Raw genomic sequence first — 13109 nt, forward strand, 5'->3', positions numbered from 1 at the left:
TGTTAAAAGGATAAAACATGCACCTCTTTTCCCGCTTTCTTTTTGGACGATTAGGTGATCATTGGCCCAATGAATAATAACAGAAATAAATTGGTGTTACTAAAAGGTAGAGTATGTAGTGCATTAGTTGGTGCAAATGCATTTCATACTACTTTAAAAACCTTATAAAACTACATTAATCAACGTCTACTATCACATAATTAGAAAAAATATTCTAATTTTTCTAATAAATCAGAATATTATTTTGAAAACCAAAAACATATGGAAAAACTGCAAAAAACCTACCTCATAATTTATAAAAAACTAAATACCAACCTCTTAATAAACAAAACAATAAATTTACTCCTTATTGGTAAATGATTTTAATGCACTCCATATAATCCTCCCATTGAACTTCTAAGAGCAACAATCCCTTTGACATTCCTTTCAATAAACTCTTCACTCCAGTATTTACTTCTTCAATACTATTCGCCTCAAGATATGGGGATGCTTTTGTTATCCCTACCAAGCGAACCTTTACGGTGCCTTCAATTATCTCTCTTTCATTGGTATAATTCAGCCTAATATTATCCACACTTGCTGGGTTAGGATATACCATCCATCCACTTTTAGTAAAGGTCTTAGAAATGACGGATTGACCTAAAACCTTACTATAGCTAAATTTACCGCTTAAATCTACTTGCTTTATTCGGTAATAGACCCTCCCACCAGAAATAGGTAATTGCACATCCTTAAAACTATATTCTACACTACTTTCACTCCAGCCTATTGCCTCTATTTTACCTATTTCTTCAAAACCTTCCTGTCCATCCTTTGACCTTTCAATTATATAGTGGCTATTTTCCCATTCCCTACCGACAGACCATGAAAGTTCTACATTTTCATTTTTATAATTAAGATAAAAGCTTTCCCATTGTACAGGAAGTATTGATAATGTCCTTAACCCAAAATTAGCATTGACTACTGAGGTATTATTTAAACTGAAAGTCTCCAAAACACCATCACTTCCCCTAAGATTTTCCCCTACAACCGTACCCAATTGTTCACCGCTGTTCTCCCAATTCTCCGGTAAGGATGGTCCAGGGCTATCTTCCCCCTCAGCAGCATCGGTGGTCGATAAAATAACTTGATAGCTACCATCAGGAACACGATCTATTAAATAGGTGCCATCAGAATTCACCTCTGCACTGGCCACCACCTTATCCATTTCATCGATAATCAAGGCATACAATCCACTAGCGATAGTTGCCGGACCACTCACCAATTCGTCATCCAGTCCATTTTCATCATCATAAACATTTCCTTGAAAGGTTAAATATCGGTAACCATCACTTTCATTGACTTCTGCATAGTAGGATGCCGCCCATGTATTGATGGTATTATTTTGGCTGAAGCCATTATCACCATCAGCATACCAAATATGTGAATCCCCCGCCTCCCCGGTGACATTAACAGGCAATGAAACCGCACTGACTTCATCCTCATCTCCTAAATCTGAAAAATCTGAATCTCCATCCCTGGGTATCAAGGAATCGTCCCAATAAATAGCATTATCTTCCGGATCTCCCGGCCGAACATTGGTAATGGTAATCCCCAAACTTTGCTCCATATCATAAATGGGAAAATGGACAGGAGCAAATATAACCGCTGCAAACACCTCTATCTCTGACCCACTGACGATAATATTTTCATTAGCATCCTTTCCGTCCCAATAAACCTGATACTCTCCAGGGGCATCATAACTCTCACTCATCACAATATCCACACCCGTATCATACACCCCATTACCATTCAAATCAATCAGTACATCCACAATTCCCGGTAAGCTAATTTCAATATCTACCCAAGCTTCTCCACCATTTCCCGTAGGCACTCTTTCTTGATAGGTAATTTCCAAACTGGCTGTGGGCACTTCAGTGGTAGGCCAAAATTCTATATCAGGATCATTTAGAAAAAGTGGATATTGATAATTTGTGGAGACTCCTTCAATCGATTTTCGATTATCTACGTGACTCCCTGTATCATTTCTAGGACCATCTTGATTGGCAAAAAAGTTCACATAGCCACCATTGGAATTGGGAAACTGGGCATGTTTTACAAAGTAAGAGTCTCCATCTCCTCCAAAAGTATCATCCACAGGCACATAAAAACCAAAGCCATCATGAAAAGCGGTGGTATTTGCTGTACCCACAGTGCCAGGCAGTCCATTTACAATACTCCAGAATTTACAATAAAGCCTACCTGTTTTGACATTATTGGAAGCATCGGTCACTGTTACATCCCAAAAACTAATATTCAATCCACCAGACAATATATTCCCACTGTCATCTGATATTTCTGCCCAGAAAGCACGATCTTCGCCTGTATTGTTGGTAAATGAAAATGGATTATAACCACTTGCATTTACAGTATTTGGTCCATTGGCAGCCTCTGTTGCACTTGCCGGACATCCTTGAATCCCCGCAGCTGATCCAGCATCATAATACTCGCTATTTCTCAAATTCCTTCCCGAACCTGTTGTACCAGTAGGAAAAAAACCGGTATCATTACCGTCATAATACCAGCTTACTTTCATATAATTTCCCCCATTCCTTCGGAATCCCCAATGCACCGTTTCACCTGCTTTTACATATACAAAAAATCGATGATCTGGATTGTAATCACTTGTATTGGAAGGCAATAACATAAAGCCTCTTTTTCCATAACCCGTATTAGAAGTATTACTGTTGGAGGGCACCCAAAGCCAGCTTCTGCGATCGGTAGCTGTACCCCAATCACCTGAACCTTCAGCTAGAGCCGGTTTTGCATTTACTGCCATCAGTAGGACCCAAAGCCCTACCGAAAGCAATAACTGTGGTTGAAAATAATTAACTGTAGTAGTCTTTTCCATGCACTCATCATTTTACAGATAAAACATGATTGATGCCCAATTGAATTGACAAGTCAAATGGTGAGTAAGACCTGCTGATCTCAATCAAGGAATTAAGTTGGTTTATTATTCAGGCATTTATTCTCTGAAATCATCTTGGTGATTATGTATTTCAAACAATTAAAAAAGCCTTATAATATTGCATTGATTAACGTAATTCTTTACATAAATAAAATAAAAAGTAGACAAATAAAAATATTACAAAATAATATTTTAAAAAGCAGATTTGTGTAAAAAAACAACATAAATCCTACCTCGTAATAAAACAGAAAAACCTCAATCCCAGAGGATTGAGGTTCAACTTATCTTTAATCAGATGGATTCCTATCCATTCATACTGATAAGGAATTCTGCATTGTCTCGCGTACCTTTCATTCTTTGCAGTAAGAATTCCATGGCCTCCTGAGAAGTCATATCTGACATGAGTTTTCTTAATATCCAGATACGTTGCATCTCTTCTTTTTCCATCAATAAATCCTCACGACGAGTACCGGAACCAGGCACGTCGATAGCAGGATAAATTCTTCTATTAGAAAGTTTCCTATCAAGGCTAAGCTCCATGTTACCGGTACCTTTAAATTCTTCAAAAATCACCTCATCCATTTTGGACCCTGTTTCCACAAGAGCCGTAGCAATGATGGTCAATGAACCACCATTCTCCACATTCCTTGCAGCACCAAAGAATCGCTTAGGCTTATGAAGTGCATTGGCATCCACACCACCAGATAGAATCTTACCAGAAGAAGGAACTACTGTATTATATGCTCTGGCCAATCTGGTAATGGAATCTAAAAGAATTACCACATCATGGCCACATTCTACCATCCTTTTTGCTTTTTCCAACACCATAGACGACACCTTAACGTGACGCTCAGCCTGCTCATCAAAGGTAGAAGAAATCACTTCTGCCTTTACAGACCTGGCCATATCTGTCACCTCTTCTGGACGCTCATCGATCAAAAGAATCATCAAATGGCACTCTGGATGGTTCTCAGCAATGGCATTGGCAATCTTTTGCAACAATACCGTCTTTCCAGTCTTAGGCTGCGCTACGATCATACCTCGCTGACCTTTTCCGATAGGAGCAAACAAGTCTACGATCCTTGTAGAGAAATTATCTGCTTTGGTAGTCAATTTCAAACGCTCCTCAGGGAATAAAGGAGTCAAATACTCAAACGGGATACGATCACGGATTTCTTCAGTGGTCTTGCCATTTACAGAAATCACCTTCAACAAGGCAAAGTATTTCTCTCCTTCTTTTGGAGGCCTGATTTGACCTTTGATATTATCCCCAGTTTTCAACCCAAACAATTTAATTTGAGAAGGCGAAACATAAATGTCATCTGGCGATGCTAGGTAGTTGTAATCTAAAGACCTTAGAAAACCATATCCATCGGACATGATCTCAAGTACTCCTTCATTTTCAATTATACCATCAAATTCTTTAACGGCAACAGCATATTTCTTTTTGCCTCCGTTATTTGGTTGTTGTTCTTCTTGATCTCTTAAACTCTTGCGCTTTGGAAGATCAACATCCTGTTCAGCAGACCTCGCATTGGCGATTCTTTGGGCCTCCTCATCCACTACAGCTTTTCTCCTGGGACGGAAACTTCTTCTGCCTTCTTCATCACCATTAGCTGGCATTTCCTTTTTAGGCTCAGGTTTCGATTCAGCTTCACTTTTTCTCTCCAACCTTGCCTTAGGAGCCTCTTTTCTAGAATCAGCTTTGGGAGCTTTTTCTTGTTTCTCCACTTTGACAGACTTCTCTTCTTCTTTTTTCAATTCCGTCACATTCTGACGACGGAATTTCGGTTTACTTTCCTTTTCTGCGGGAATAGATTCTTTGGCTGCAGCAGGAGCTACAGCTTCAGGACCTTCGTCAGGTTTAGTTTCAACTTTGGAAGGTTTTTTCTTTGGAAGGGCTTTCTCTGGGGTGATTGCTTGCTGATCCAGTATAGCATACACTAGATCATCCTTCTTGAGGGATTTATAATTTTTTACCCCCAACTCCTCTGCTATCTCTTTAAGCTCAGATAGCAATCTGATTTTTAGTTCTTCAATGTTATACATAAAAAACGTATAAGATGTACTTGATGTGATTAATTGAAATGAGTACTGTGACTGTTTAATTGATTGGTATAAAAAGATATCTTATGAATAAGATGAATCCACAGGGCGCGGATTATGAACTTTTTGATATCACAATATTACAGTAAGCAACTTTAATACGCAAACTTTTTCTTATAGTATGTGCTTTTATATTCAAAATATGGATTTAAAACGCATTAAAAGCCTATAGTAGTAGTTTAAACATTTTATTATTTAGCTAAAAGTGGGCTTTTGAACCTGCGTTACCTTACTAACGGATATTTCTTTTTAATGTTGTATCCAATTTATACCCTGCGGATTTTCAACGCCAAATTTTAATCGCCTTCCCCTTCCTCTCTACCTTAAATCATTATCTTTGCATTTCTAAAATCAAGCTAAGCGAAACTCATGCTACAAGTAAATTTTATTCGTGACAATTTTGACCAGGCTGTAGAAGGGCTGCAGAAAAGATTTTTTGCAGGAGCAAAAGAGAAACTACAGGAAGTCCTGGATTTAGATAAAAAAAGAAAAGAAACTCAGCTGGAAAGGGACCAGCTGCAGGCAGAATCCAATTCTATTTCCAAACAAATTGGCCTTTTGATGCGTGAAGGCAAAAAAGAGGAAGCCGATCAGGTCAAAGCCAGAACAGCAGAGATCAAGGGCCAGATCAAATCTTTGGAAGAACAATATAGTGAAGTAGAAGAAACTTTACAGCAACTGCTTTACACCATTCCAAACATCCCTCACACCAGTGTAAAAGCGGGAAAATCGGATCAAGACAATGAAGTGATTTTGGAAGATGGAGAAACGCCTCAACTTCATAAAGGTAAGCAGGCCCATTGGGATTTGATCAAGAAATATGACATCATTGATTTCGAGCTGGGCAATAAAATTGCCGGTGCAGGCTTTCCTGTATATAAAGGTAAGGGAGCGAGACTTCAAAGGGCCTTGGTCAACTTCTTTTTGGACGAGGCTACAAAACAGGGTTATAATGAAGTACAGCCACCGATCCTGATCAATGAAGACAGTGGTTATGGCACAGGGCAGCTTCCGGACAAAGAAGGTCAAATGTACCATGCGGTAGCCGACAACCTTTTCCTCATCCCTACTGCTGAGGTTCCAGTAACCAATATGTACAGAGATGTGATGGTCAAAGAAGATGATTTGCCTATAAAAAATACTGCCTTTACACCTTGTTTTAGAAGGGAAGCTGGCAGCTGGGGAGCCCATGTAAGGGGATTAAACAGACTTCATCAGTTTGACAAAGTAGAAATCGTTCAGATTTCCCACCCAGACCAGTCTTATGAAGCACTCGAAGACATGAGCAAATATGTCCAAGGCCTATTGAAAAAACTGGGACTTCAATATAGAGTGTTAAGATTGTGCGGTGGAGACACAGGCTTTACCTCAGCCTTGACCTATGACATGGAAGTGTTCTCGGCAGCTCAGGAAATGTGGCTAGAAGTAAGCTCTGTCAGTAACTTTGAAACTTATCAGGCAAACAGGCTTAAATTGAGATTTAAAGACGAAAACAAAAAGACAGTTTTGGCACATACCTTAAACGGCAGTGCTTTGGCCTTACCTAGAATCGTCGCTGCCATCCTCGAAAACAACCAAACCGAGAAAGGTATCAAAATGCCTGAAGTATTGGTTCCTTATTTGGGCTTTGAGTGGATTGACTAATTAGCCTAAACCAAAAAGAGGCTTCCAATTCTAAATTGGAAGCCTCTTTTTGGTTTAGGTCTATAATAAAGTATTGATGGCTTCTCTAATCTCATCACCACTGCTTGGCCTAGGTGCTTTTGCATTCGCTATTTTCCCCTCTTTGTCAAAAAGGATATACCTAGGAATGGCCTTGATCATATAGTCTTCGCATAATTCGGACTTCCATGCTCCATCCACATACACATGTACTCCCTTAAATTCAGGGTCATTTTGCAGGTACTTCTCCCAAGCGTCTTTATTGCTATCTATGGAGGCGTACATAAAAACCACATCTTCATTGTCCTTGTACTCTTCCTTAAGCACCTTTGCGGAAGGAAACTCCCCCCGGCATGGCCCACACCAAGTGGCCCATGTATCCAAGTAAACTACTTTTCCTTTAAAGTCAGACAGTTTAATTTCACTGCCATCAGGCGCAGTACCTTCCACTTCCTTGGCAGGCTTGCCTTCAGCTAAAGCTTCCCATTTGGCATTTACCGCATCTAAATATGGCTTATATCGCGAATCAGGAAACTTGCCTTTATACGACCCAAATACAATTTCAGTAGCCTCTTCACCATAGTAGCTAATCGCATCCAATGACAGGCGTGCCATCAAAAAGTCATGCAAATTCGCATCTTCTTCCTCCAATATAAAATCCTTCCGCAACTCGATATACTTATTGATTCCCATTTCAGTATCTGGATTTTCTTCTTGATATGCTTGCATATATTCGTTAAAGCCGAGCTGATTATTATTATAGATGGCATTTCTGTAATCGGGCATGATCAGTCCCACTTTCGCTAACGACCCGTCAATAGAAGTATAAGCCTCCACTGATTCTGGAAGATCCACATTGGCTTCCCCTCCTGCTGAACGCTTTCTGGAAATAGGATAGTATTTCACAAAAAAACCTCTTCTTAACTTTAGTAAAGCTTCTTCCATCCCTGCTACTAGACTGTTCAAGCTGTCATTGGCATTGATTTCATTCATGCTTTCCTGAAAAGTAGAATCTATTTTTGCTACAAATTCTTCAGGTTCTAACTGACCATATGCTTGTATTTGACTACTAGGAAAAGGATTAAACTTATTATAAAATTCGCTCTCATCGGCCCCTTCCCCTGTATAGGATAGAGTTTTTAAATCCGATAAATCACAAGTCACCTCCATATCTACTCCTTCAAAAAGGATTACAGGTATGCTTTTGCCACCTGCTTCGATCGCATATAGACCAAAGTCAATACTATCCAACTCAATGATATAACTGCCACTAGTATCTGCTTCATAGGAAGAAATAGGATTCAACAATTCTCCTCCGACTTGTTCGGACAAATTATACAAGTTTATTTGAGGAAGCTCTTCCTCGCCGCTTTCTAAATCCACTTTCAACTTTACTGCAACCTCCTTTTCAGGCTGACAATACATCAGCAATATCAGAAGTGGTAAGAATAATAGTTTTGTCTTCATAAATAAATTCGGGTTGAATTAAAAATCATTTACTGATTATCAAACTATAATCATCTAGCTAAAGTAACAAATACAGACAGATATACTAATCTCTTAGTCATGAAATTACAGGACTGGCCAATCTTTATTATATTTGCGCGACTATGTGGAATGAAATAATAGTATTGATAAAAAAAGAGATCACTTTGGAGTGGCGACAAAAATACGCCCTCAATGGAATATTGCTTTACGTCGTCAGTGCTGTTTTTATCACATATTTGAGCGTGGGAGCGAAACAAGGTAATATCTCCATCCCTACATGGAATGCACTTTATTGGGTGATCATCCTTTTTTCTTCGGTCAATGCCGTAGCCAAAAGCTTTGTACAGGAACACCAAGGACGTCAGCTATATTATTATATGATTGCTTCACCAGAAGCAATCATATTATCCAAAATCATCTACAACAGTCTTTTGACCCTTATTCTTTCCCTATTAGGCTATATTGTTTTTAGTGTAATATTGGGCAATCCTGTCCAAGACCAGCCGATGTTTATCCTGAACCTACTGATGGGATCCATGGGCTTTTCTGCTTGCTTGACCATGGTTTCTGGTATTGCCTCAAAGGCCAGTAACAATGCTACGTTGATGGCCATTCTTAGCTTTCCTATTATAATTCCTATTTTACTTATGGCGATCAAAATCTCTAAAAATGCCATTGATGGGCTGGATAGGGAAATCAGTGTGGACAAGCTCATCACACTTCTTGCGATCAATGCCATCATTGGCGCTACAGCCTATATCCTTTTCCCCTACCTCTGGAGAAGCTGATGTTCTGAACACTAAGCCTCGACCTCTTCCATAATTTTTGATGAAAAGGTCGAAAATGAGGAACTTATGCCTTACTTTTGCACTTGTTAAGCAAAATTATCGAAATGCGAGCACATTGGTGGAAAGTATTGGCGATCATACTATTAGCATACACAATTATCGCCGGCCTTCTCTTTGAAGTACCTAGATTACCCATTCTAAACGAAACGATCCGTGCATTATATTTTCATGTGACCATGTGGTTTGGCATGATTATCATGTTGATTGTCGCCGTAGTTTATAGTGTGAAATATCTCCGGAGTGGAGAGTTGAAACATGATGATGTAGCCATTGAGTTTACCAATGCCGCCATTCTTTTTGGGGTTTTAGGCATCGTTACGGGCATGCTTTGGGCAAAATTCACCTGGGGAGATTATTGGAGCGGTGACCCAAAACAGAATGCTTCGGCGATCGGATTATTAATGTACTTTGCCTACCTTATCCTAAGAAACTCTTTGACAGACATTCACCAGAAAGCCCGGATAGGAGCGGTTTATAACATCTTTGCTTTTTCTGCATTTATCCCTTTGATTTTTATTTTGCCTAGACTTACAGACAGCCTTCACCCTGGAAATGGTGGTAACCCCGGCTTCAATGCTTATGATATGGACAGCAAGCTCAGAATGGTGTTTTATCCAGCCGTGGTAGCATGGACCTTATTGGGTTTTTGGCTCGCTAATCTAAGATTAAGAGCCAGAAGACTGGAAAGGAAATTAGAAGACAAACTTATCAATCAACAATAAATGCAAAAGTGGTTAGTGGTTTTCCTATTGTTCATCAGCCTTCAGGCGGTGGCTCAGGAAAAAAAAGAGATTAAATCAGAAGATTACGAAAATTATAGCGTTGAAATGGCCGATGATATGCGCCAAAGCGGAAAAATTTACGTACTCGTAGGCATCATTGGAATTGTCATGGGGGGAATTCTTGTTTACCTTGTAGGTACAGATAAAAAATTATCTAGACTGGAAAAAGAATTTAAAAGCTAAACCTCAGAATCGGTTTTGCGTAAGGTTTCATAACATTAAATCAAACCATGAAAAAAGGACATATATTAGGATTAGGAGTTATCGCCATAGCCATAGTCATTATCGTATCTTCGATTGGTGACGCAAGCTCATATGAGAGTTTCTCCACCGCCAAAGCTATGGCCCAAGAGGGTGATGATGACCCTATTCATGTTGTTGGTCAGCTAGCAAAAGACAGTATGGGCACGGTGACTGGTCTGGAAGTAAGTGATGACAAGACCTCATTTACCTTTACCATGGTGGACAATGAAGGCACTTCCCAACAAGTTTATTATAACGAACCTGTTCCTGCCGATTTTACACGCTCTGAGCAAGTTGTGGTTATCGGTTCATACAAAAGCGAAAACATGTTTGTAGCTGATAAAATATTGATGAAATGCCCTTCCAAATATCAGGAAACTGAGCTGAAGGAAGCATCACTGTAAAAATTAGAGCAAACATTGCACATTTGATTCCCTGAAAAATTATGATTAATACCTTTATTGGTAACCTAGGCCATTTGATGGTGATTCTGGCTTTTGTTAGTTCCCTCATTACCGCCTATTCTTATTATCAATACACCGTAGTCCCTGAAATTGAAAAAGCCTCTTGGAGGAAATTTAGTAGGATATTCTTTTACATTCATGCTGTATCTGCCATCTCCATTGGCGTTATACTTTTTAATATTATTCACAATTTCAGGTTTGAGTATTTCTATGCCTACTCTCATGCCTCCAGGGCCCTGCCTGTACACTATATGATTTCCAGCTTTTGGGAAGGTCAGGAAGGCTCTTTTATCCTTTGGATTTTCTGGGATGTTATTTTAGGCTTATTCCTAATCCACACCAATAAATCATGGGAAGGGCCGGTAATGGTAGTTTTCTCCTTGGTGCAGGCATTTCTGGTATCCATGATTCTTGGAGTAGTGATAGGAGACTTGAAGATAGGTAGCTCACCTTTCATTTTACTTAGAGATGTGGCCAACGCCCCCATTTTCCAGATGAACCCGGATTTTGTCCCGGAAGATGGCACCGGTCTGAATCCCCTGCTTCAAAATATTTGGATGGTGATCCATCCGCCTACATTATTTCTAGGCTATGCTTCTACCCTAGTGCCTTTTGCCTACTTGATGGCTGGTCTTTGGACAGGCAAATACAAGGAATGGATCCGCCCGGCATTACCTTGGACGATTTTCTCTGCCTTAATTTTGGGAATGGGAATTATCATGGGAGCTTATTGGGCCTATGTAACGCTTAATTTCGGCGGCTATTGGAACTGGGACCCTGTGGAAAATGCTTCTTATGTGCCTTGGTTGATCATTGTGGCTTCTATTCACACGATGATTACCTTCAAGAAAAGTAGCACAGCCCTGAAAACCTCCATCGTACTGATCATTTTGCAGTTTATCTTGGTCTTGTATGCTACCTTCTTGGTGAGAAGTGGTGTTTTGGGAGACACTTCGGTACACTCTTTTACTGACTTAGGCTTGTCCGGCCAATTATTGATTTACCTTTTCTTCTTTATGTTTGTGGCCATCTTCCTTTCTGCAAGGGCATGGAAAAACATTCCTACATCAGAGAAGGAAGCATCTGTTTACTCTAGGGAATTCTGGATTTTCATCGGTGCCACCACCCTTGGTCTGATGGCTTTCCAAGTGATTCTACCAACTTCTATTCCGGTATACAATGCCATAGTCGAAAGTTTTGGCGGTATTTCCAATATGGCGCCACCGGCGGATCAAATTGAATTTTACACCAAGTTCCAACTTTGGTTTGGTGTAGTGCTGGCCTTATTGACCGCAGTGGGTCAGTTCTTCTGGTGGAAAAAAATGGACAAAAAGGAGCTCAAAAATGCCCTGGCTACTCCCTATATTATCTCCTTAATTTTGGCAGCAATCATCATCTCTGTAGCCAAAGTTTGGAACATCACTTTCATGGTGATTGTCATGGCAGCTACATTTACCATTGTGGCCAATGCGACCATTCTTTCCAAGTTATTGAAGAAATCCACTTTCAAACTGGCAGGAGGTTCTTTGGCACATATTGGCCTTGGCTTGATCCTAATTGGCGTCATGTTCTCCTCAGGTTACTCTGATGTCATTTCACTCAATATGTCAGGACTGACATATAAAAGAGATTGGGAAGATGAGTTGAACAAGGAAAACGTTTTGCTCTGGATCAACCAACCGCTCCAAATGAAGGACTATGAAGTGGTCTATCGAGGCAGAAATAAAAAACTAGAAGGAGTTCCGGGCTATGTCAATGTCAACAAACTGGAATCAACAGACAATGTCAATGAAGCCATTGCACTCGAGGACATTAATGTCAACGGAAAAACCTATCATAAAAAAGGGGATAAAGTAAATATAGTACTGGAGGAAAACAGCTATTTTGAAATTGAGTATTTCAAAGATCAGCAGCACCAATTCACCCTTTTCCCTATGTCGCAACCCAACCCCACCATGGGATTGATTTCTTCGCCTGACTCTAAGCATTTCTTAAATAAGGACCTGTATACCCACATTTCAGCCATCAATAGCTACGACGATCCGGAATGGGGAGAGGATGAGTTTTATGAGGTGACTCCTGGAGAACAATTCCACTTAGGAGACTATATCACCACTTTTGAAGGAGGAGAAGTGATGGAAGAAGTGGAAGGTGTTGAACTGGAAGAGGGAGATGTAGCGGTGAAAGCCAAATTGGTCATTCAGGATCACGACAGACAAATCCATCTGGATCCTATTTTCTTGATCAGAGGAAACAGGATCGGTAAAATCCCAACAGTAAATCACGACTTGGGTGTAAAAATACAAGTGGATAATATCAGTCCAGAGACTAACCAGTTTGTCTTCAAGGCCAATAATTATCAAAAAGATTACGTGGTAATGAAAGCCTTAGTAAAACCTTATATCAATGTGCTCTGGATAGGCACCATCATCATGCTCATCGGCTTTGGTGTGGCCATATACAGAAGATATGATGAATTCATCAAGATGAGAGACAAAGGTCTCGAATAAGCATATACTAAAATCTAATCAAGCCTGCATTTTAATGATGTAGGCTTTTTTTGTGG

The 13109-nt window shown here is 39.9% G+C and carries 9 protein-coding genes; 6 read left to right on the forward strand and 3 right to left on the reverse strand.

Features of this window, described 5'->3' with window-relative positions; genetic code table 11:
- Positions 1–346 precede the first annotated feature (346 nt).
- Both IFO69_RS07185 and rho read right to left on the reverse strand, forming a co-directional pair.
- Positions 347–2890, reverse strand: a complete 2544-nt coding sequence (locus IFO69_RS07185; protein WP_192009386.1) for a hypothetical protein — start codon at positions 2888–2890, stop codon at positions 347–349.
- Positions 2891–3253: 363 nt separating this feature from the next.
- Positions 3254–4999 (reverse strand): transcription termination factor Rho, encoded by a 1746-nt coding sequence (gene rho, locus IFO69_RS07190; RefSeq protein ID WP_192009387.1) that lies wholly within the window; start codon positions 4997–4999, stop codon positions 3254–3256.
- A gap of 426 nt (positions 5000–5425) precedes the next feature.
- On the opposite strand from rho, the gene serS reads away from it, so the two are divergent.
- Complete coding sequence (serS, locus tag IFO69_RS07195; protein WP_192009388.1) at positions 5426–6700, forward strand: serine--tRNA ligase; 1275 nt, start codon at positions 5426–5428, stop codon at positions 6698–6700.
- 60 nt (positions 6701–6760) lie between these two features.
- On the opposite strand, the gene IFO69_RS07200 is transcribed toward serS, so the two are convergent.
- Positions 6761–8185, reverse strand: a complete 1425-nt coding sequence (locus IFO69_RS07200) for a TlpA family protein disulfide reductase (protein ID WP_192009389.1) — start codon at positions 8183–8185, stop codon at positions 6761–6763.
- Between the two features lie 143 nt (positions 8186–8328).
- Here IFO69_RS07200 and IFO69_RS07205 point away from each other — a divergent pair, with 143 nt between their 5' ends.
- The 5 genes from IFO69_RS07205 (at position 8329) to ccsA (IFO69_RS07225) (ending at position 13053) form a co-directional block, all read left to right on the forward strand.
- Positions 8329–8994, forward strand: a complete 666-nt coding sequence (locus IFO69_RS07205; RefSeq protein ID WP_192009390.1) for a heme exporter protein CcmB — start codon at positions 8329–8331, stop codon at positions 8992–8994.
- Between the two features lie 104 nt (positions 8995–9098).
- On the forward strand, positions 9099–9776 hold the full coding sequence (gene ccsA / locus IFO69_RS07210; protein ID WP_192009391.1) for a cytochrome c biogenesis protein CcsA: 678 nt from the start codon (positions 9099–9101) through the stop codon (positions 9774–9776).
- Positions 9777–10019, forward strand: coding sequence for a CcmD family protein (locus IFO69_RS07215; protein WP_192009392.1), 243 nt, complete (start codon positions 9777–9779; stop codon positions 10017–10019).
- Between the two features lie 47 nt (positions 10020–10066).
- On the forward strand, positions 10067–10483 hold the full coding sequence (locus IFO69_RS07220) for a cytochrome c maturation protein CcmE domain-containing protein (protein WP_192009393.1): 417 nt from the start codon (positions 10067–10069) through the stop codon (positions 10481–10483).
- A gap of 41 nt (positions 10484–10524) precedes the next feature.
- On the forward strand, positions 10525–13053 hold the full coding sequence (gene ccsA, locus IFO69_RS07225) for a cytochrome c biogenesis protein CcsA (RefSeq protein ID WP_192009394.1): 2529 nt from the start codon (positions 10525–10527) through the stop codon (positions 13051–13053).
- The last annotated feature ends 56 nt before the right edge of the window (positions 13054–13109 follow it).

The organism is Echinicola arenosa, assembly GCF_014841125.1.
GTDB lineage: Bacteria > Bacteroidota > Bacteroidia > Cytophagales > Cyclobacteriaceae > Echinicola > Echinicola arenosa.